This is a genomic window from Microbacterium sp. AC026 (genome assembly GCF_979258475.1).
In genome coordinates, this window is record NZ_OZ409857.1 from 803,803 (window position 1) to 822,724 (window position 18,922).

Below are 18,922 nucleotides of genomic sequence, written 5' to 3' on the forward strand. Positions count from 1 at the left end.
GTGACGCCCGGCGTCAACCCCCTGCGGACACATCCCACCGACTCCTAAGGTGGTGGAGATGAGCACCGAATCCGCAGCACCCGATGCCCGACGCCCCGGCTTGATCGCGCGCGTCAGCGCGTCGGCGATCCGCTGGGCTCTGACACGGCGCCCGGTCCGCGCGTTCCTGCTCTACTCCGAGCGGCGGGGCCCGATGCTCGCCGACAGCGTGACATACCGCGCTCTGTTCAGCGTCTTCGCCGCCGTGCTCCTGGGGTTCTCGATCGCCGCTCTCTGGCTCGCAGGCAATCCCGACGTCTGGAACGCGATCGTCTCCGCCGTGCAGTCCGTGGTTCCCGGTCTCATCGGCGAAGACGGCGTCGTCAACCCCGACGATCTCAAGGAGCCGATCTCGCTCTCCGTCGCGGGCGCCATCTCGACGGTCGCGCTGATCGGCTCGGCGCTCGGCGCCGTCGGATCGCTGCGCACCGCGGTGCGCGTCCTCGCCGGAACCGCGCATGCCGACGTGCTGTTCATCTGGGTCATGCTCCGCAACCTGCTGCTCGCGGCCGGCGTCGCCGTGCTGTTCGTCGCCGCAGCGGCCGTCACATTCGCCGGTCGGCTCGGGATCACCTGGATCAGCGGTCTGCTCGGCATTCCCGAGGATTCGCCCGCTGCATCCTGGAGCATCCGGATCGTCTCCCTGGTCGTCGTGCTGGCACTCGACACGGTGCTCATCGCCGGGGTGTTCCGTCTGCTCTCCGGGCTGCGCCCCGCAGCCCGCTCGCTCTGGATCGGGTCCCTCATCGGCGGAGTCGGGCTGCTCGTGCTGCAGGAGCTGTCCGGCCTGTTCATCGGCGGCGCGACGAGCAACCCCCTCCTCGCCTCCTTCGCCACCCTGCTGGCGCTGCTCATCTGGCTCAACCTGTCGACCCAGGTCATCCTGATCGCGTGCGCCTACATCGTCACGTCGGAGGAGGAACGCAAGGACCGGGTGCACGCGCGGTTCGGCGCGACGACCTTCCCCAGCGACGTGTGCAGCGCGCCGAAGCGGAGGTCGCGCTGGCGACGTCCGAGCTTCGGGAGGCGCAGAAGGCCGAGCGCGAGGCCCGTCTCGGAACCGACGAGGACTGAGCCCGTCTCAGGGGCAGGTGCCCTTCTCGAGCAGGGTCTGATCGGTCGCGATCGCACCGTCGACGTCGACGTCGATCACAGCCTCCGATCCGTCGATCTGGAGGCCCGTGAGGGTGATGCCAGCGGGAAGCTGGTCCGCGATGCAGATGCGCTGCGTCTGAGTGAGCTGCTCCCCCAGAGCACCGAGACTCGAGCCGACCTGATCCGCGTCGACCTCGAGTCCGCCGACGGTGAGGCCGACAGGAGTGAGCTCGAGATCTCCCTCGGCCACCCCCGGGGTCACCGTGAGCGATACCGGGATGGCGAGGCCGAGAACGCTCACCGAACCCGCGACCGTCGCGTTCGGCGATTCGAGCGTGACCGTGTCGATCGGCAACTCGGTGTTCGAGAGCAGGGACGTGAACTGGGACTCGTCGATGCGGATCGTGCCGGATGCGGATGCGAGGTCACCACCGCGCAGCGGCACGCCCGTGGCGGTGACGTCGACGGCGCCCGTGATCCCCTCCAGCGTGACCGAGTCGGTCGACAGATGCAGGGTGTCCAGCGTTCCGCCGATCAGCTGCGGGATCAGGATGCCGTCGGCTTCGACGGCGAGCTTCTGGTCGGCCGGCAGGTCGAGCTGCTCGATCACCATGTCCCGCACGATGCCGGGCAGGACAGCGCGCGCGATGAGCTCCGCAGCGACGGCGAGAACAGCGAGAACGACCACGACGATCAGCAGCACCCAGGGCCAGCGCTTGCGCGCGCGCTTCGGCGGTGTGGCACCGGCATCCCCGCCGTCCTTCCCACCAGGGATCACGAGCGTCGGATGCTCGGAATCCGCGGACGGGTAAGGAAGGGTGTGATTGTCGTCGCTCATGCTGCCATCCTGCCCTACGGCACGGACGACAGCAGAGGTCACATGCGCTCGGGAGCGGACACGCCGAGCAGGTCGAGGCCGTTGCGGAAGACCTGCCCTGCGGCGTCATTGAGCCACAGACGCGTGCGGTGCACGGTCTCGATGGGGTCGTCGCCCTGCGGGATCACGCGGCAGTTGTCGTACCAGCGGTGGTACAGACCGGCGAGCTCCTCGAGGTAGCGCGCGACGCGGTGCGGCTCGCGCACCTCGGCTGCAAACGCCACGATGCGCGGGAACTCCTGCAGAGCGCCGAGCAGAGCGCTCTCGGTCTCATGCGTGAGCGTCTCGGGCGCGAACTCCGAGCGATCCACACCGGAGTCGGCGGCATTGCGGGCCACGTTGTGCGTGCGAGCATGCGCGTACTGCACGTAGAACACCGGGTTGTCGTTCGTGCGCTTCTGCAGCAGCTCAGGATCGAGAGCGAGCGGGGAGTCAGCAGGCGAACGCTCGAGCGAGTAGCGCAGCGCATCGGTGCCGAGCCATTCGCGCAGATCGTCCATCTCGATGATGTTGCCCGCACGCTTGCTCAGCCGCGCTCCCCCGACCGAGACCAGCTGACCGATCAGCACCTCGACGTTCTTCTCGGGGTCTTCCCCGGCGGCTCCGGCGATCGCCTTGAGGCGGTGGACGTAGCCGTGGTGGTCGGCTCCGAGAAGGTACAGCTTGTACTCGAAGCCTCGGTCACCCTTGTTCAGGTAGTACGCGGCGTCGGCGGCGAAGTACGTGTACTCGCCGTTGGAGCGACGGATCACGCGATCCTTGTCGTCACCGAAGTCGGTGGTGCGCACCCACACTGCACCCTCGTCGTCGAACACGTGTCCCTGCTCGCGCAGGCGGTCGACGGCGCGATCGACGAAGCTGACGCCGGCCGCGTCCTTGGCGTGCAGCGTGCGCTCCGAGAACCACACGTCGAAGTCGACGTTGAACTTCGAGAGCGACTGCTTCTGCTCCTCCAGCTGGAAACCGTAGGCGAGCTCCCGCGCGACGACCACCTGCTCGTCACCGGAGAGCTCGAGCAGGTCCGGACGCGCCTCGAGAACACGAGCGGCCAGATCGCCGATGTAGCTGCCGGCGTACCCGCCCTCGGGAGTTGGTTCGCCCTTGACTGCGGCCAGCACCGAATTCGCGAAGCGCTCCATCTGCACTCCGGCATCGTTGATGTAGTACTCCTCGCGACCTTCGCGCCGGAGGCCGCGAGCACCCGGGCGATCGCATCGCCGAGCGCCGCCCAGCGAGTGTGGCCGATGTGCAGCGGCCCGGTCGGGTTCGCGCTCACGAACTCGATGTTGATGCTGTGACCGGCCTGCGTGTCGTTGCGCCCGTACTCGGCGCCGGCTTCGACGATGAGCTTCGCCAGCGCGCCGGCGGCAGCCGCGTCGAGGCGGATGTTGATGAAGCCCGGCCCTGCGACCTCGGCGGTCTGCACGCCATCCACCTGCGCGAGGCCGTCGGCGATCTGCTGCGCCAGCTCGCGCGGGTTCGTGCCGAACGGCTTCGCCAGGCGCATCGCGATGTTCGAGGCCCAGTCGCCGTGGTCGCGGTTGCGCGGACGTTCGAACACGATGTCCGACGCGGACAGCGAGAACGGCTCGCCAGGACGTCGTTCCTCGGCGATCGGTGCGAGGACGGCGAGGAGGGCTGTGGCGAGCGATTCAGGGTTCATAGGCCTCCCAGTTTACGGCGCGTCACGCGCCCGAATTTGCGAGGGCGGATTCGTGATCTACAGTCATGCCATGAAGGCCGCATCCGCCCGCTATCGTCTGCCCGTCGCGGGCCTCGCCGTCGCAGTGATCCTGGCGGTCGCGGCAGTCGTCCTCGGCGTGTGGCGGCCCTGGGTTCCGATGCCGTCTTCGGCACCCGTCGGTGCTGCGGCGGCAGCGGACGAATCGGTCGCGATCGCGCCGGTTCCCCTTCTTCTTCCGGAGCATCCGACCGTTCTCGTGTTCGGCGACTCCTGGACCTACGGCTCGGCCGCGACCGAGCCGACCCTCGGATACGCCTATCAGCTCGCCGACCTGATCGACGGACAGACGATCGTCGACGGAGTCCGCGGCAGCGGGTACCTCAAGCCCGGACTCGATGGCCCGGCCTTCGGTGTGCGCATCGCCGCTCTGGACCCGACACTCACTCCCGACCTGATCATCCTCCAGGGGTCGATCAACGACCGGGCGCAGGGCGAGGCCGGATACCGCGAGGCCGTCACCGCCGCGTGGGATGCCATGGCTGCGAAGTATCCGCAGGCATCGATCGTCATTCTGGGGCCGGCGCCGCACGAACTTCCCGTGGGCGCTGAGACCGCGCGCATCGACGCCGATCTCGGTGAACTCGCCGCCGCTCGCGGATGGTGGTACATCTCCCCCGTCGCACAGAACTGGATCACCGACCAGAACTACCTGTCGGTCATCGACGTCGAGATCGGCCGCAAGCATCCGTCGACCGACGGCCACCGCTACCTCGCCGAGAAGCTGGCCGCAGCGCTCGGCGAACTGGGCGACGCGCCGGTGACCGAGGCCGGTGGGTCGGAGACCACTCCCGAGCAGTGATATTGTCGATCGGTACGCCTCCGTAGCTCAGTGGATAGAGCGCCGGTTTCCGGTACCGTAGGTCGCAGGTTCGACTCCTGTCGGGGGCACACACGGGTCACGCGCTGCATAAATGAGAATTCGCACGCGGAGCCCGAGATATCGAGAAAGGCCGCCTGGTTCCAGGCGGCCTTTCTCGTTGCGCTCGCGGCCCACTTACTCCGGTGGCTCGCTGCCGAGTTCACGACGGGCCAGTTCGAGCGAGCTCATTGCGGCAGCCTTGCTGGAATGCCCCTCACTGACGGCCAGGTAGTGGCCTCCCGCGCTCTTGAGGCGCCATCGGTAGTCTCCGGACGCGTCGCGGTAGACCTCGAACCGGCCCTTCGGCCCTGGCTCCACTCTGCCGAGCGCAGCGGCGACCGCCGGGTTCCTGACATCCGCGAGGATCGTCGCGCGCAGCTGCGCCGCCGGCGCCTCAGCCACCCTCGTGAGAGACGAGAGGATGCTCACCGCGGTCGCCCGATCCTCGTCCGTGACCCACCGCTCGCGCGCGAGCGCCTCGATGAGCGTGAGGCCGCTCGCTGCCTCCTTGAGATCGGAGCTGAACGCGAGCGCGTGTGCGTGCTCGAATCGGCGCGACCACTCCTGACGAGCATCCGTGGCTCGCTGGGTCCGCCTCGTCAGCATGAAGCTGACGACAGACCAGATCAGTCCGACTCCTGCCGCGCCGGCCGCGATGATCGCGGCAAGGAGTGTCGCGCCGGAGTCCGTCATGCCCACACGATAGCGCGCACCGACCGAGCCGGGACAAGGATTCCGTCCGCCTGACCCCTAGTCGTAGCTGTGGTGCACATGCCACCCGTCCTCACCCCGGAAGACGTCGAACACCAGGGAGTGGCCCTCGTCATCCGTGCCCTGGAACCGCCATCCGTACAACCCTCGCTCCGACTCCGGCGCCGCTGACCAGATCGAGTCCCTGAGTCGCGTGGGCGTGTCGGAGACCTTCCACCGACGCCCGGCGAAGACCATTCGCGACGGGATGTCGTCGACCATCCATATAGTCGCAGGCAGATGAGCAGGAGCTGGTCGCATGAGTCGAGAATAGAACAAATCTTCGAATCTTGCTACCGTTGTCACTGGGCCGGAGAAGGGAGCCGGCATGGGCACGAGCAAGCGCCTGGCAGCCCACTACGACATGCGCTCTCAGCATCAGACCATCCTCACCGCAGCGCGCGCCGGCGCTCTTCAATCCCTGACGGAGCGCGAGCTCGCGCTCCGGGAACAGCCCGTCACGATCTATCCGCAGCCGTATCGTGCGGTCCGCGCGTGGGTGCGCTTCGGGCCCGAAGCGGTGCGGGTCGATGCGAAGCTCGCGCGGTCGACACCGTTGGCCGCAGGCATCGAGTTCCGGGCAGGCGACCGGACGTTCCGGTGCTGGGTGTGGGGCAATGCGGTGACCGTCGATGAGGGCTAGCGAGACCGACTTCGGAGCAGAGGCTCTCGACGCCGGAACAGAAGTTCGTCGGGAGACCTCCTGCTCGCCATCGGCCAGCTATCGAGCCACTGGACTCTGACGGACGAGCAGCACGCCACTCTGATCGACATGCTCGTCGATGCGGGCGGGCTCACGGTGCTGGCTGAGTCGCAGGACCGGCTCGGCCGAGACTCGGTCGGGCTCCGGGTGAGCGATGAGGGGACGTCCTACGAGAACACCCTCCTCATCTCCGAGGACACCGGCCGGATCACAGGCATCGAGAACGAGCTGACGAAAGCCGATGGAGTTCATCCCGGCCGGCGTCGTCGGCTACACGGTGTGGGACATCGAGTAGCCCCGGCACTTGACGGAATCAGGCGGCCGACGTCGCGTCGGGCTGGTCCTCACGTCGGGTCTTGGCGGTCGCTCCGAGGGAGATCGTCGACAGGAGACCGAGGGACAGGAACCCTGCCGCCGTCCACGCCGCGAAACGCGTGCCGTCGGAGAACGCGGCCTTGGCGTCGTCGGCGATGTCAGCCGTCTCGGGCTGCGCCTCCAGTCCGCTGATCGCTCCGCCCGCACTGTCGACGACGGCCGACACGATCTGATCACGCTGCTCGGCCGGGAGTCCCCGAGCGTCGAGTGATGACGCGAGTATCCCCGCCGTGCTCGTGAACAGCACGGTGCCGAGCACTGCGACCCCGAGTGCTGCACCGAGCTGTCGTGACGTCGACTGCGTGCCCGAAGCCGCGCCGCTGTCGTCGACCGGCACATCGGCGAGCACGACGCCGGTCAGCTGAGCGGTGGCGAGGCCGACACCGAGGCCGTAGACGAAGAGGAACGGGATCAGCGGCACCCACGACGCATCGGGGGCGATGACGAAGCCGACTCCGGCGACGCCGATGATCTCGGCGATGAGGCCCGCACGGACGACCCACACCGGAGCGATCTTTCCGCTGGCCGCCCCCGCGGCACCGCTCGCGACGAAGGATCCGAGGGCGAGCGCGAGCAGCAGGAGTCCGGTCTGCAGCGCATCGAAGCCGAGGACGAACTGCAGCCACAGCGGCAGAGCGAGGATGATGCCGAACTCTCCCAGCGACACGACTGTCGCCGCGATGTTGCCGTTGCGGAACGAGGGGATGGAGAACAGACGCAGAGCAAGCAGCGTGGACCTGCCCTGCCGCTCGCGATGCACACCCCATGTGATGAACGCGACGAGTGCCACGATCGCCAGCGCGAAGGCGAAGGGGATCGGAGAGACATCGAGCGGCCAGGCCCAGTCGCCGATCTGCGGACGTTGGTCGACGAGCCACCAGCCGTACGTGCGCCCCTCGATGAGGCCGAACACGAGGCTGGCCATGGTGATGACCGAGAGGATCGCCCCGACCACATCGATCTTCGACGTCCGGTCGCTGCGCGACTCCGCCACCGTGAGCAGCACGCCGATGACGATGATGATGCCCAGCGGGATGTTGATCCCGAACGCCCACCGCCAGGAGAAGGCAGTCGTCAGCCATCCGCCGAGCAGCGGTCCCACAGCGGCCATTCCGCCGATCGTCGACCCCCACACCGCGAAGGCGATCCCCCGCTCGCGGCCGCGGAAGGTGGCGTTGATGATCGACAGCGTGGTCGGCAGGATCATCGATCCGCCCACTCCCTGCGCAAGACGGGCGAGGATCAGCATCCCGCCGTCCGGAGCGAAGGCCGCGAGCACCGAGGATGCGGCGAAGACCAGGACTCCGATGATCATCACGCGCCGACGCCCAAACCGATCCGCGAGGCTGCCGAACACGAGCAGCAGCGCGGCGAACACCAGCGTGTACGCCTCCTGCACCCACTGCACTTCGGTGGAGGTGATGCCGAGATCGTCGACGATCGCCGGAATCGCCACATTCACGATCGTCGAGTCGACGATGATCAGCGAGACGGCGATGCTGATGAAGACCAGGCCCACCCAGCGCAGGCGAATGTAGCGTTCCATGACTACTAGCTTAGCTAGCAATAAGCGCGGCGTGCGGTTTTTTCGATCTCGCGGTGCACCCGGCTACAGCATCGCGGTGAGCACTCCCCCTCCGCCCGCAGCGCCGCGCCGTTGGTAGCCGATGAGCGAGGACTGGCGATGTAGGTCACCAGACTCGCGATCTCATCGGGGTCGATGAACCGCTCGAGCAGCGTCGTACGGTTCTGACCGATGATGGAGCCTTTCATCACCTCGGGCGGAAGGGACTGCGCCTCTGCCACGGCTGCAACGCTCGCCGCCACCCCGTCCGAATACGTCGGCCCTCCGAGGATCGTGTTCACGGTCACCGCGGTGCCTCTGGTGCGCTTGGCCAGCCCGCTGCCGAGAGCGGCCATCGCGGCCTTCGTCGTGCCGTAGTGCACCATGTCGGCGGGGATGTTCACCCCGGACTCGCTGCTGATGAAGACGACACGGCCCCACCCCCGCGCGAGCATGCCTGCGAGAAGGTGGCGGGACAGCCGGACTCCGCTCATGACGTTCACCTCGAAGTAGCGAGTCCAGTCGTCGTCCGTGATCGTCTCGAACTCGGCAAGGCCGAAGATTCCCACATTGTTGACGAGAATGTCGACGTCGCCCAAGGCTTCCGTCAGTCGCTCCACCTCTTCTCGCCTCGCGAAGTCCGCCGCCAGCCCTGAGACCGTCGAGCCGGGGTGCTCCGCACGCAGTCGCCGGACCGCCGCATCCACACGCTGCTCATCACGTCCGTTCACCGTCACGTCCACGCCTTCGCGGGCGAGCGCGGAGGCGATCGCGAACCCGATGCCCTGCGTCGAGCCGCTGATGAACGCCGTCTTCCCGTGCAGCTGCAGATCCATGGTGCTTCCTCTCCTCGACGCACACGCGTCTCTTTACTTGCTTGGGAAAGTTAACCGTAGATCCTGGGGCTTGCTCAGGCAAGTTCACCGATAACCATCTCCGAGGCACGATGACCTAGTCTGAGGTCATGTCAGAGCAGCCGGACGCCTCCCCCTGACCACGGAACAGCTCGAGATCTGGGCATCCGTCGCCACGCTCATCGAACGACTGCCGACGGCACTCGACGCGCAGCTGCAACGCGACAGCGGTCTGACGCACTTCGAGCACGGCATACTGTTCGCTCTCGACTCGGCGCCCGAACGATCGCTGCGCCTGAGTGTGCTCGCCGGGTACGCGAGCTGCACCCTCTCGCGCCTCTCGCGGGCGATCACCCGTCTCGAATCGAGAGACTGGGTGCGTCGCGTCGCGGACCCCGATGACGGGCGCTTCACGCTCGGAGTGCTGACGGCGGCGGGACACGAGAAGGTCACACGGTCGACGCCCGGCCACCACGCTCTCGTGCAGCAGCTCGTCTTCGACGCGATCACCGCCGCGCAAGCTCGACAGCTCGCGACGATCAGTCGACGGATCTCGTCGGCTGTCGGGCCGGACTCCGGCTGGAGCCCCACGGCAGCAGCCGGCTGAGGCCCGAGCACGGCTGCGCTCCCTCGCCCGAAGCGGGTGACGGGGTCTCCACCGCGCGCTCGGCCGGTGTCAGGATGGGCCGACGAACGGCCTGCACGACGCACCAGTATCGAGAGAATCGAGAGCGCGATGGACGACCCGGCACAGCTGCGATCCTGGAACCAGGGCGCGACGCGCGACGCGATCGAGCGCTTCGTCCTGTCGGTCACGGAAGGTGCGGACGCGGTTCCCGTCGAAGAGCGCATCGCCGTGTTCGACAACGACGGCACCCTCTGGTCGGAGAAGCCCATGCCGACGCAGCTCCACTACGTCGTCGAGCAGTGGCGTGTGGCCGCCGAGCTCGACCCGGAGCTCGCGCAGAAGCAGCCGTACCGCGCCGCCGTGAGCGGAGATCTCGCGTGGCTGGGCGCGGCCATCGACAAGCACTATTCGGGTGACGACTCGGATCTGGGCGTCATCCTCCAAGCCCTCGGCGGACTCACCGATGGCGTCAGCGTGGAGAAGTACGCCGAGTCGGTGGCGGAGTTCTTCGCGACCGCGACACATCCCGTGCTGCAGCGACGCTACGCCGACGCGGTCTATCAGCCGATGGTGGAGCTCCTCCGGTATCTCGAGCAGCACGGCTTCACCTGCTACATCGTGTCAGGCGGCGAGCGCGATTTCATGCGACCCATGACGCAGAGCAACTACGGCATACCGCCGGAACGCGTCATCGGCTCGGCGTTCGGGCTCGGCTACGACGCGGAGAAGGCGGTGGTGCGCTACGCGCCGTCTTTGGCGTTCTTCGATGACGGGCCGGAGAAGCCCGTGCGGATCTGGAGCAGGATCGGACGCCGACCGCTCTTCGCAGCCGGGAACTCCAACGGCGACATGCCGATGCTCGATTTCGCTCGCCGTGGCCCCCGTCCGGGCCTGGCCCTGCTGATCCACCATGACGACGACTCCCGCGAGGACACTCCGTACGATGCCGGTGCAGAGACGGCTCTCGCGAGCGCCGTCGACGCCGGTTACATCGTCGTGAGCGTGCGAGACGACTGGGAGACGGTGTTCCCGGGCGTTTCCGGATCACCCGCAGACGTGCCGTGAGCACCCCCGCGCCGCCGGCACCCACGTCCTCGTGGTGCTGGCGTGCGCGACGATCGCACTGGCGGGAGCATGGCTCCTCCGCGACGTGATCGCGCCGCTCGCGGTCGCTCTGGTGGTCGTCGTGATCTGCAGCCCGGCGAGCAGCGCTCTCGTCCGGCGCGGGTGGCCACGAGGACTCGGCGTGACGGCGATCATCCTCCTCGCCTACTCTGTGCTGCTCACGATGGGCGCCTTGGTGTGGATCGCCGGAGTGCAGTTCATCGATCTCCTCGGCGACCTCTCCCCCGGCGGCGATCTCACGCATGTCGCATCGCAGCTCGACAGCTGGGCCGCTCTGGGCACCGGAGGCCCGAGCTCGGACTCCGGTGACGCCGCGCGCATCGTCGTGCCCGCTCTCATCGCCGTCGCCCAGGGCGTGAGCAGCGCTGTCCTCGGCATCGCCGTCGCTCTCTTCCTGGTCTGCGCCTACGTGGTCGTGATGGCGGTGGATGCCGGACGCTACCAGCATGCGTCGACCGTGTTCGGCGCTCACAAGGCCGAGACGATCGCGCGCATATCGCGGCTGAACACGAACATCCGGCGCTACTACGTGGTGAACACCGTGTTCGGCGCCATCGTCGCGACGCTGGACGGCCTCGCGCTCTGGTGGCTGGGAGTGCCGGCCCCCGTCCTCTGGGCCGTCCTGGCCTTCGTGACGAACTTCATCCCCAACATCGGATTCGTCATCGGACTCGTGCCCCCGGCGATCATGGCTCTCGCGGTGGGTGGGTGGCCGCTGCTTCTCGGCGTGGTGATCGTGTACTGCGTCGTCAACGTCGTTCTGCAGGTGTTCGTTCAGCCGGCTTTCGTCAGTGATGCCGTCGGGCTCAGCGTCACGCTGAGCTTCTTCGCCGTCGTGTTCTGGACCGTGATCATCGGACCGGTCGGTGCTCTGCTGGCTGTGCCGCTGACTCTCCTGGCGCGCACTCTGCTTCTCGAAGGCAGTGACGACACCCTCTGGCTGCGCTGGGTATCGGGAGACCGCGGCGCTCGCCCGTCACCGGCGACCAGGGAAGGGCGCGTCGTTCGTCGCATCCCCTGGGATTCACGCCGCGTCCGACGGTGGTCGCGGTGACCGACGACGTGACCGGCACCGCCCGAGACGAGCCGCAGGGTGCGCGGGAGACGCTGCAGCGCTGGGAGTCCGCTGCGACCGTTCCCCTCACGGTGCTCGGCCTCGGCTTCATCGTCGCGTACTCGGTGATCGTGCTCGTGCCGGGCCTTCCAGACTGGGTACGCCTCGTGCTCGTGGTCGAGATCGCGATCACCTGGCTCGCATTGGTCATCGACCTCATCGTGCGGGTGGCGCTCACCCCGGCCGGGAGCCGCGTCGCATTCCTGGTGCACCATCCCGTCGAAGTCCTGTCCGTTGTCGTCCCCCTGTTCCGAGCGTTCCGAGTCGTCGAGCTCGCACGTGGCCTCCCCTATTTCCATCGTCGCACCGGCGACGCGGTCCGGGCGCAGATCATCACCTTCGCCCTCGCGTACACGGTGCTCTTCGTCTACTTCATCTCGCTCGCCACCCTGCAGGTGGAGCGCGGCGCCCCTGAGGCGACGATCATCGACTTCGGCACGGCGATCTGGTGGGCGTGCGTCACCATCGCGACAGTCGGCTACGGCGACACCTACCCGGTGACGACTCTCGGACGGGTGTACGCGGTGTGTCTGATGATCGGGGGCATCGCGATCGTGGGCACCACCTCGGCGCTCGTCATCTCGTACATCGGAGACCGGGTGCGACGGATCACCCACCGCGACGAGACCCGTGAGCAGCTGTGACCGACACGACGCTCCTCGCCCTCGACGGGTGACATGCCGGCGACCGGTCTGCGTCTCGATGCCAGCATGAGCATATGAGCGACCACGCCACGCGACGCGCCCCGCGAGTCCTCCTGCCGAGCATGGCGGGGTACCGTCGCGAATGGCTGATGCGCGATGTCGTCGCCGGCCTCGCAGCCGGTGCCGTCGTGGTGCCGCAGGCGATGGCATACGCCACCATCGCGAACCTGCCCGTGCAGGTAGGGCTCTACACGTGCATCATCCCGATGCTGGTGTATGCGCTGCTCGGCGGGTCCCGCGCGATGAGCGTGTCGACGACGTCGACCATCGCCACTCTCACGGCCACGACGCTGGTGACGGCATCCGTCGCGTCGAGCGTCGAGGACCCGGCCGGAAGCCTGATGACCCTGGCGATGCTGGTCGGTCTGCTGCTCATCGGTGCGCGCCTGCTGCGGTGGGGATCCCTGGTCGAGAACATCAGTGCGGCGACGATCCTGGGGGTCAAGATCGGTGTCGGCGGCACAGTCGCCGTGGGGCAGCTCCCGAAGCTTCTGGGCGAGACATCGGAAGTCTCGGGAGAGGGGTTCTTCCGAACCATCGAGGCCGCGATCGCGGCCGCTGCGAGCATCAACCTGCCCACGGTCGCGCTCTCGGTCGGGAGCCTGATCGTCCTCCTCGTGCTGAAGCGGTTCGCCCCTAGGATCCCCGGAACCCTCGTCGTCGTGGTCGGCGGAATCGTCCTCGTCGCACTCGCGAACCTCGACGAGAGAGGTGTGGCGCTCATCGATCCCGTGCCCTCGGGACTCCCGACCCCCGGCATTCCCGACCTCACGCAGATCGGAGCGCTGCTTCCCGGCGCCCTCGCGATCGCGGTGATGGTCTTCCTCGAGACCGCGGCAGTCGCGCGCAGCATGCGCCGCATGACCGAGCCCGCCATCGACGCCGACCAGGAGCTCGTCGCCGTGGGAGCCGCCAACCTCGCCGGCACCTTCTTCACCGTGCTCCCCGCCGCCGGCGGGTTCTCGCAGAGCGCGGTCAATCGGGACGCCGGTGCCAGGACCCAGCTCGCGACGCTCGTCACTGTCGCGCTCGCGATCGTGGTCGCCGTCTTCCTCGGCCCGGTGGTCTCGCTGCTTCCCCAGGCGACTCTCGCGGCGATGGTCTTCCTCGCCGTGGCCGGGCTCATCGACATCCCCCTGCTGGTCCGGTGGGCGCGGATCAGTCCGACGGACTTCTGGATCGCGCTCATCGTCGCCGTGCTCGGCCTGACCGTCGGGCTGCTGGCCGCAGTGGCCGCCGGAGTGGCGTTGACGCTGATCCTGGTACTGCGAGAGCTCAACATCCCGCGGCTCGAGATCATCGGAGAGCGCGACGGACGCCTCGCGATCCACACTGTCCGCGGGCTCTACACGGCCAACGCTCTCGCATGCGAGAGGGCGATCATGGACATCGTCGCCGAACGGCCCGAACCGGTGCGCATCGTGATCCTCGACGCCCTGCGGCTCGACATCGTCACGATCACGGTCCTCGACATGCTGGAGGACCTCGACCGTGAGCTTACCGCGATGGGCAGCACGCTGCACATCGCCGCGCTGCCGGAACGTGCCACGGCGATCGCGGTGAAGACCGAGTGGTATCAGCGCATGATCGCCGAGGGCCGGGTGCATGCGAACGTCGACGAGGCGTTCACCGCGACCGGCTAGAGGCCGGGCCTGCGGTCTACTCCCGGGAGAGCATCGCGGCGGCCTCCAGTTCGAGATCGAGGTACTGCTCGCCGCTGACGTCGACACCGACCCCGAGCAGCTTGCCCCCGGTGAACGGGAACGGCACCCCGTACTGGCTGCTCACCGGATCCGCGCTGTCCCATCCGATGCAGAGCCCGTCTCCGCACAGCGTGAACTTGCCGATCTGGGCACGCATCGGTCCGGAGGCGACCGCCTGGTCGTCGACGTAGAGCGTGGCTGTGCCGAGCGACTCTCCGTGCTCCCCCGCCCCTCCCGCACGAACTCCACGCCGAGGGTGTGCGGACCGGGAGTCAGCTCCTCGGAAGTGAAGGTCTGCTCCGGCGGGATGCCGAGGAAGTTGTACACGTAGGTGAGGCGGTTGTCCTTGATGAACAGCGAGTGCCCGCCGAACCTCGATCCGTGGGCGAACAGCACCCCCTGTGCGCCCTCGTCGAGCACGACGTCGGCGATGATCATGTACGAGCGCCCTCGCACGTTGACCGCGACGCTCTCGGGCACCGCTGCGGTGTCGGGGTAGTAGACGTACCGCTCCCGGGGCTTCTCGGCCTGGGGCCGATCGATGGTGAGCTGCTCTCTCGCGGAGCGGTCGTCCAGAGGAAGGACGAAGTTGGCATCGGCCTCCTCGAACCACGCGGCGATGAGCTCCTTCAGCTTCTCAGGCTCGCTGGCCGCGAGGTCGTTCGACTCCGAACGGTCGACCTCGACGTTGTAGAGCTCCCATACGTCGTCCTCGAAGTGTCCTTTGCCGGTCAGCGGCGCGTGCACGGCAGCCGCCTTCCAGCCGTCCTTCCAGATCCCTCTCGTGCCGAGCATCGAGTAATACTGCGTCTTCTTCTCGGTCGCCGCATCCGGCGCCGCGTCGAAGCTGTACTTCATCGAGACCCCGTCGAGCGGATGCTGCTCCACGCCACGGAAGACCTCAGGCATGTCGATGCCGACCACGTCGAGCACCGTGGCGACCACGTCGACCGAGTGGTGGTACTGGTGACGCAGCTCTCCCTGCGCGCGGATGCCCTTCGGCCAGTGGATGACCATCGGGTCGCACGTGCCGCCGGCGAACTGCGAGTAGCGCTTGAACATCTGGAACGGTGTCGAGAACGCCACCGCCCAACCCGTCGGATAGTGGTTGTAGGTGTCAGCAGACCCCAGGCGATCGAGCATCGCCAGGTTCTCGGCGAGGTCGTCCGGGTATCCGTTGAAGAACTTGTTCTCATTGACGGAGCCGTTGGGGCTGCCCTCGCCCGACGCACCGTTGTCGGCGCAGTAGAAGACCAGCGTGTTGTCCAGCTGGCCGCTCTCCTCGAGATAGTCGATGATGCGCCCGACCTGCGCGTCGGTGTACTCGGAGAACCCGGCGAACACCTCCGCGAACCTCGCGAACAGACGCTTCTCGTCGTCGTTCAGCTCGTCCCAGGGGCGCACCTCGTCGGCGGGGTTCGCGACGTCGTCCGGCAGCGGGTTGATCGGCGTCAGGGCAGTCCCCTCCGGGACGATGCCCTTCTCGACCATGCGGGCGAGCACCCACTCGCGATACGCGTCATAGCCGTCGTCGAACGCGCCCTTGTACTTGTCGATGTACTCCTGCGGCGCGTGGTGGGGCGCGTGGTTGGCACCCGGGCAGAACCACATGTACCAGGGCTTCGACGGGTTCGAGGACTGCTGGTTGCGGATCATCCGCAGAGCCTGATCCGCGAGGTCCTTCGAGAGGTGGTATCCCTCCTCCGGCGTCGCGGGGGCGTCGATGAAGTGGTTGTCCTCGACGAGATCGGGATACCAGTTGTTCGTCTCGCCGCCGAGGAAGCCGTAGAAGCGGTCGAAGCCGAGCTGAAGGGGCCACATCGAGCGGTTGCCGCCCGGGGCGACGTCCTCCTCGGGGACGTTGTGGTTCTTGCCGACCCAGAACGTCGAGTATCCGTTCTGCTGCAGGATCTGACCGACCGTGGCGCATTCGGCAGGGAGCCGCCCCGCGAACCCCGGGAAGCCGTTCGTACCCTCCATGATCACGCCCGCACGGTTGACGTGATGGTTGCGGCCGGTGAGCATGGTCGACCGGGTCGGCGAGCACAGCGACGTGGTGTGCCACTGCGTGTACGTGAGACCCGCTTGCGCGAGGCGATCCATGGTCGGCATGTTGATGCGTCCGCCGTACGGGGACCAGGAGGCGAGGCCGGTGTCGTCGTAGAGGACCACCAGCACGTTCGGCGCGCCCTCGGGTGCCACCGGCAGCTCGTACGGCGACCAGTCGGGCACGGAGTCCCGGACGTCCAGCTCGATCCTGCCCGAGAAGTCCGCGTTGAATTCCGACATCGTCTCTCCTTCGTCGCCGTATGAGAAATGGTCCGTCCCGAGGAGGCTAGTCATGCCGCGATCCCCCACCCTCACGCGTCACCCGTGAAGGGTGAGGGACATCGATCACCCGGCGTCGAGTCGGCGACGCGACACCTCGGCGAGCGCGTCCTGCAGCGCGTCTCCGAGTCGGGGCTGCTCGACGAAGATGTTCTCCTCGCCGACGACGGCGCGCACCCCCGTCGACGCCAGCTGCGCCTGCACCCGGGGGCCGACGCCCGCGACCATCAGAGTGGCCCCCACCGCCGCAAGCTCTTGGGCGTAAGTGCGGATCATCGTGAGGAAGGTCACTCCCAGCTCGTCCGTGCCGCGGAGGCGGATGATCACGAATGCTCCGGGGCTGCTGTGCTCGGCGTCGGGCAGCTGCTGACGGAACGAGGGCGCGGAGGCGAAGAACAGACTACCGTAGGGGGTCAGCACGACCGTCTCCCCCGGTTCGAGGGTCGGGGGCGGATCCTGCTCGATCGGACGCCCGTTCGGCTCGTCGAACACCCACCGACGCACCCGCACGCGATTCGACTGGCGTGCGATCTGCAGCACCACGGCGAGACCGACACCTGCGAGCACCGCGTACTGCAGCGGGATGAGGAGCGTGAGCGCGAAGGTGACGAGGAACACGGCGATCTGCACGGCGCCCGTCTTGAACACCATGACGATCTGCCGCGGCTTGACCGTGCGGACTCCGACCAGGATCAGGAGGCCGGCGAGCGCGGGCATCGCGATGTATCCGATGAGCGGCCCGAACACGAGCACGCTGAGCACCATCACGACGGCGGCGATGAGATTGCCGGCCGCACTGCGGGCGCCTGCTGCCCGGGACAGCGCCGTCGCCGACATGGATCCTCCGACGGGGATGCCCTGCAGCATCCCGGTGGCGATGTTGGCGATGCCCTGCCCGCGGAAGTCGGCGGAGGCATCGGGGTAGCGACCGTCGGGGTTCGGGATGGACCCGGAGATCGCGGCTCCCTGCACGAGACCGACCAGTGCGAGCGACAGCGCGGGGACGATGAGCACGAAGATCATCGACAGGTCGGGCAAGGAGATCGAGGGAAGACTCCGACCCGCCTCTGCCACGTCGGAGATCGTCGCGACCGCGCCGTCGGGCAGCACCACGGCGAGCGCGGATCCGACGATGATCGCGACGACCATCGAGAGCGCGCCGAGCGGGGTGCGCTCGAGCAGAAGAATCAGTCCGATCGTGACGGTGCCCACGATCACGGACCACCAGCTGATCTGCAGCAGGTTCGCGGCGATGTCGACGACCCTCAGCAGACGAGCGTCGGCATCGCTGTCGAACCCCGTGAAGTTCTCGAGCTGACTGAGCACGATGTTGACGGCGACGGCGTTGACGAATCCGATCAGCACCGCCGTCGGGATGAAGCGCACGAGGCTGCCCAGCCGTGCGACGCCGAGCACCAGCATCACGATGCCTGCCATCACGGTCAGCATCGCCATCGCGCCCATGCCGTCGTCTCCGTGGACCTCGGGCACATCGGCGATGATCACCGCCATCGCGCCTGTCGCCTGCACGGACATGAAGACCGATCCGGTGGCCAGCGCGCCGGCGAACGTCCCGACGATGTAGGCGTTCAACCCCATCACGGGGTTCACCCCGGCGAGCAGACCCGACGCGAGCCCGTCGGGGACGCTCTCGACCCCCAGCACGATTCCGGCCTTCAGATCGCTGAGGATGGTGCGGCGCGAGCCGAACCGACGCCGATAGCGCAACCAGCGCTGTCGCAGCTCCTCCCCGGTCATCTGCATCGGAGCGGAGTCAGATCTTGATCGGGAACGTCAGCAGGATCACGAGCCCCACGAGGGCGATCACACCGCTGAGTGCGAGGAATGTCCTGCGCCGCCAGACCGCGCTCTGGTGCTGCGACAGTGCGGCGAAGAACAGCACCAGGGCGAACAGCACCGTCAGCAGCGAATAGTCGTCGCCGCGCTGGTTGTTGGCGAGGGCCTCGTCGAATTTCGCATCGGCTCGCGCGTTGAGCTCCTCGGCCTCCCTCGTGCCCGGGGGCACGTACTCCTTCATCACGAACGGTCCCTGCGATTCGCGGTCTTCAGCGATCCAGGCGTCGAACGCGACCGTGAACTCGGGGGTGAACCGCTGCTCGATGAACTGCACCAGCTCCTGCCTGCCGTCCGCCTCCGCCAGCACCCACTCGGTGTAGATGGTGAGGTCGTACTGACGCGCGGCCTGGGCTGTCGACTGGGCCGACGCCGCCTGCACCCGGGCACTGGATGCCTGGCTGAAGGCGATCGACATCTCGCCGCCCCACTTCGACGCCTCGAATCCGCACCATGCCGTGACGACCGCGGTGATCGAGAGCAGGACGACCGTGACGATGTCGAGGATCCGCGTGGCTCTCGTGCGTTCGGGTGTCGAGTCGTCCGTCATGCGCCCATCTTCTGCGTTGATCCGTGTCGAATGCAGCGGCGCTCACCCGTCGAGGG

At 67.5% G+C, this 18,922-nt stretch carries 17 protein-coding genes, 1 tRNA gene and 2 pseudogenes; 10 read left to right on the forward strand and 10 right to left on the reverse strand.

Features of this window, described 5'->3' with window-relative positions; translation table 11 throughout:
• Window positions 1–193 precede the first annotated feature (193 nt).
• Together ACZZ93_RS04185 and ACZZ93_RS04190 are read left to right on the forward strand one after the other, a co-directional pair.
• A pseudogene (locus ACZZ93_RS04185) lies at window positions 194–898 on the forward strand (YhjD/YihY/BrkB family envelope integrity protein); the annotation flags it as partial.
• A gap of 32 nt (window positions 899–930) precedes the next feature.
• On the forward strand, window positions 931–1,113 hold the full coding sequence (locus tag ACZZ93_RS04190) for a hypothetical protein (protein ID WP_463510520.1): 183 nt from the start codon (window positions 931–933) through the stop codon (window positions 1,111–1,113).
• 7 nt (window positions 1,114–1,120) lie between these two features.
• Here the strand turns inward: ACZZ93_RS04190 and ACZZ93_RS04195 are convergent, their stop codons facing one another.
• The gene (locus ACZZ93_RS04195; protein ID WP_463510521.1) at window positions 1,121–1,972 is read right to left on the reverse strand and encodes a DUF2993 domain-containing protein; all 852 of its coding nucleotides are present in this window, start codon (window positions 1,970–1,972) and stop codon (window positions 1,121–1,123) included.
• Window positions 1,973–2,010: 38 nt separating this feature from the next.
• Window positions 2,011–3,674: pseudogene (gene argS / locus ACZZ93_RS04200) on the reverse strand (arginine--tRNA ligase).
• A gap of 70 nt (window positions 3,675–3,744) precedes the next feature.
• Here argS and ACZZ93_RS04205 point away from each other — a divergent pair.
• The gene (locus ACZZ93_RS04205) at window positions 3,745–4,554 is read left to right on the forward strand and encodes an SGNH/GDSL hydrolase family protein (protein ID WP_463510522.1); all 810 of its coding nucleotides are present in this window, start codon (window positions 3,745–3,747) and stop codon (window positions 4,552–4,554) included.
• A gap of 16 nt (window positions 4,555–4,570) precedes the next feature.
• A tRNA-Arg gene (locus ACZZ93_RS04210) sits at window positions 4,571–4,643 on the forward strand.
• Between the two features lie 106 nt (window positions 4,644–4,749).
• On the opposite strand, the gene ACZZ93_RS04215 is transcribed toward ACZZ93_RS04210, so the two are convergent.
• Both ACZZ93_RS04215 and ACZZ93_RS04220 read right to left on the reverse strand, forming a co-directional pair.
• Window positions 4,750–5,307 carry a YegP family protein gene (locus ACZZ93_RS04215; protein WP_463510523.1) on the reverse strand — a complete coding sequence of 186 codons (558 nt, stop codon included), beginning with the start codon at window positions 5,305–5,307 and terminating at the stop codon, window positions 4,750–4,752.
• Window positions 5,308–5,364: 57 nt separating this feature from the next.
• The gene (locus ACZZ93_RS04220) at window positions 5,365–5,586 is read right to left on the reverse strand and encodes a hypothetical protein (RefSeq protein ID WP_230100619.1); all 222 of its coding nucleotides are present in this window, start codon (window positions 5,584–5,586) and stop codon (window positions 5,365–5,367) included.
• Window positions 5,587–5,692: 106 nt separating this feature from the next.
• On the opposite strand from ACZZ93_RS04220, the gene ACZZ93_RS04225 reads away from it, so the two are divergent.
• A complete protein-coding gene (locus ACZZ93_RS04225) occupies window positions 5,693–6,007 on the forward strand; it encodes a hypothetical protein (protein ID WP_072591100.1) in 315 nt (104 codons plus the stop codon).
• A 373-nt stretch (window positions 6,008–6,380) separates the two neighbouring features.
• On the opposite strand, the gene ACZZ93_RS04230 is transcribed toward ACZZ93_RS04225, so the two are convergent.
• On the reverse strand, window positions 6,381–7,988 hold the full coding sequence (locus ACZZ93_RS04230) for a DHA2 family efflux MFS transporter permease subunit (RefSeq protein WP_463510524.1): 1,608 nt from the start codon (window positions 7,986–7,988) through the stop codon (window positions 6,381–6,383).
• A gap of 14 nt (window positions 7,989–8,002) precedes the next feature.
• A complete protein-coding gene (locus ACZZ93_RS04235; RefSeq protein WP_463510525.1) occupies window positions 8,003–8,842 on the reverse strand; it encodes an SDR family NAD(P)-dependent oxidoreductase in 840 nt (279 codons plus the stop codon).
• A gap of 250 nt (window positions 8,843–9,092) precedes the next feature.
• On the opposite strand from ACZZ93_RS04235, the gene ACZZ93_RS04240 reads away from it, so the two are divergent.
• From ACZZ93_RS04240 to ACZZ93_RS04260, 5 genes are all read left to right on the forward strand, one after another.
• On the forward strand, window positions 9,093–9,467 hold the full coding sequence (locus ACZZ93_RS04240) for a MarR family winged helix-turn-helix transcriptional regulator (protein ID WP_463511720.1): 375 nt from the start codon (window positions 9,093–9,095) through the stop codon (window positions 9,465–9,467).
• A 129-nt stretch (window positions 9,468–9,596) separates the two neighbouring features.
• Entirely contained in the window at window positions 9,597–10,553 is a 957-nt protein-coding gene (locus ACZZ93_RS04245; protein WP_400340834.1) for an HAD family hydrolase, read from the forward strand.
• Between the two features lie 31 nt (window positions 10,554–10,584).
• Complete coding sequence (locus tag ACZZ93_RS04250) at window positions 10,585–11,667, forward strand: AI-2E family transporter (RefSeq protein ID WP_463510526.1); 1,083 nt, start codon at window positions 10,585–10,587, stop codon at window positions 11,665–11,667.
• Complete coding sequence (locus tag ACZZ93_RS04255) at window positions 11,664–12,371, forward strand: potassium channel family protein (RefSeq protein WP_198032394.1); 708 nt, start codon at window positions 11,664–11,666, stop codon at window positions 12,369–12,371. The genes ACZZ93_RS04250 and ACZZ93_RS04255 overlap by 4 nt, the downstream gene beginning before the upstream one ends.
• 74 nt (window positions 12,372–12,445) lie before the next feature.
• Window positions 12,446–14,074, forward strand: a complete 1,629-nt coding sequence (locus tag ACZZ93_RS04260) for a SulP family inorganic anion transporter (RefSeq protein ID WP_463510527.1) — start codon at window positions 12,446–12,448, stop codon at window positions 14,072–14,074.
• 16 nt (window positions 14,075–14,090) lie between these two features.
• Here the strand turns inward: ACZZ93_RS04260 and ACZZ93_RS04265 are convergent, their stop codons facing one another.
• The 4 genes from ACZZ93_RS04265 to ACZZ93_RS04280 form a co-directional block, all read right to left on the reverse strand.
• Complete coding sequence (locus ACZZ93_RS04265) at window positions 14,091–14,219, reverse strand: hypothetical protein (protein ID WP_463506679.1); 129 nt, start codon at window positions 14,217–14,219, stop codon at window positions 14,091–14,093.
• Window positions 14,216–16,423, reverse strand: a complete 2,208-nt coding sequence (locus tag ACZZ93_RS04270) for an arylsulfatase (RefSeq protein ID WP_463510528.1) — start codon at window positions 16,421–16,423, stop codon at window positions 14,216–14,218. The genes ACZZ93_RS04265 and ACZZ93_RS04270 overlap by 4 nt, the downstream gene beginning before the upstream one ends.
• 105 nt (window positions 16,424–16,528) lie before the next feature.
• Complete coding sequence (locus ACZZ93_RS04275) at window positions 16,529–18,226, reverse strand: SulP family inorganic anion transporter (RefSeq protein WP_222839166.1); 1,698 nt, start codon at window positions 18,224–18,226, stop codon at window positions 16,529–16,531.
• A gap of 10 nt (window positions 18,227–18,236) precedes the next feature.
• A complete protein-coding gene (locus tag ACZZ93_RS04280) occupies window positions 18,237–18,866 on the reverse strand; it encodes a hypothetical protein (protein ID WP_463510529.1) in 630 nt (209 codons plus the stop codon).
• Window positions 18,867–18,922 lie beyond the last annotated feature (56 nt).

What these genes read in the sequence shown, in the direction of transcription:
- ACZZ93_RS04195 (WP_463510521.1), bottom strand. Translation starts at nt 1,972, where the DNA reads ATGAGCGACGACAATCACACCCTTCCTTACCCGTCCGCGGATTCCGAG.
- ACZZ93_RS04205 (WP_463510522.1), top strand. Translation starts at nt 3,745, where the DNA reads ATGAAGGCCGCATCCGCCCGCTATCGTCTGCCCGTCGCGGGCCTCGCC.
- ACZZ93_RS04215 (WP_463510523.1), bottom strand. Translation starts at nt 5,307, where the DNA reads ATGACGGACTCCGGCGCGACACTCCTTGCCGCGATCATCGCGGCCGGC.
- ACZZ93_RS04220 (WP_230100619.1), bottom strand. Translation starts at nt 5,586, where the DNA reads ATGGTCGACGACATCCCGTCGCGAATGGTCTTCGCCGGGCGTCGGTGG.
- ACZZ93_RS04225 (WP_072591100.1), top strand. Translation starts at nt 5,693, where the DNA reads ATGGGCACGAGCAAGCGCCTGGCAGCCCACTACGACATGCGCTCTCAG.
- ACZZ93_RS04230 (WP_463510524.1), bottom strand. Translation starts at nt 7,988, where the DNA reads ATGGAACGCTACATTCGCCTGCGCTGGGTGGGCCTGGTCTTCATCAGC.
- ACZZ93_RS04235 (WP_463510525.1), bottom strand. Translation starts at nt 8,842, where the DNA reads ATGGATCTGCAGCTGCACGGGAAGACGGCGTTCATCAGCGGCTCGACG.
- ACZZ93_RS04245 (WP_400340834.1), top strand. Translation starts at nt 9,597, where the DNA reads ATGGACGACCCGGCACAGCTGCGATCCTGGAACCAGGGCGCGACGCGC.
- ACZZ93_RS04260 (WP_463510527.1), top strand. Translation starts at nt 12,446, where the DNA reads ATGAGCGACCACGCCACGCGACGCGCCCCGCGAGTCCTCCTGCCGAGC.
- ACZZ93_RS04270 (WP_463510528.1), bottom strand. Translation starts at nt 16,423, where the DNA reads ATGTCGGAATTCAACGCGGACTTCTCGGGCAGGATCGAGCTGGACGTC.
- ACZZ93_RS04275 (WP_222839166.1), bottom strand. Translation starts at nt 18,226, where the DNA reads ATGCAGATGACCGGGGAGGAGCTGCGACAGCGCTGGTTGCGCTATCGG.
- ACZZ93_RS04280 (WP_463510529.1), bottom strand. Translation starts at nt 18,866, where the DNA reads ATGACGGACGACTCGACACCCGAACGCACGAGAGCCACGCGGATCCTC.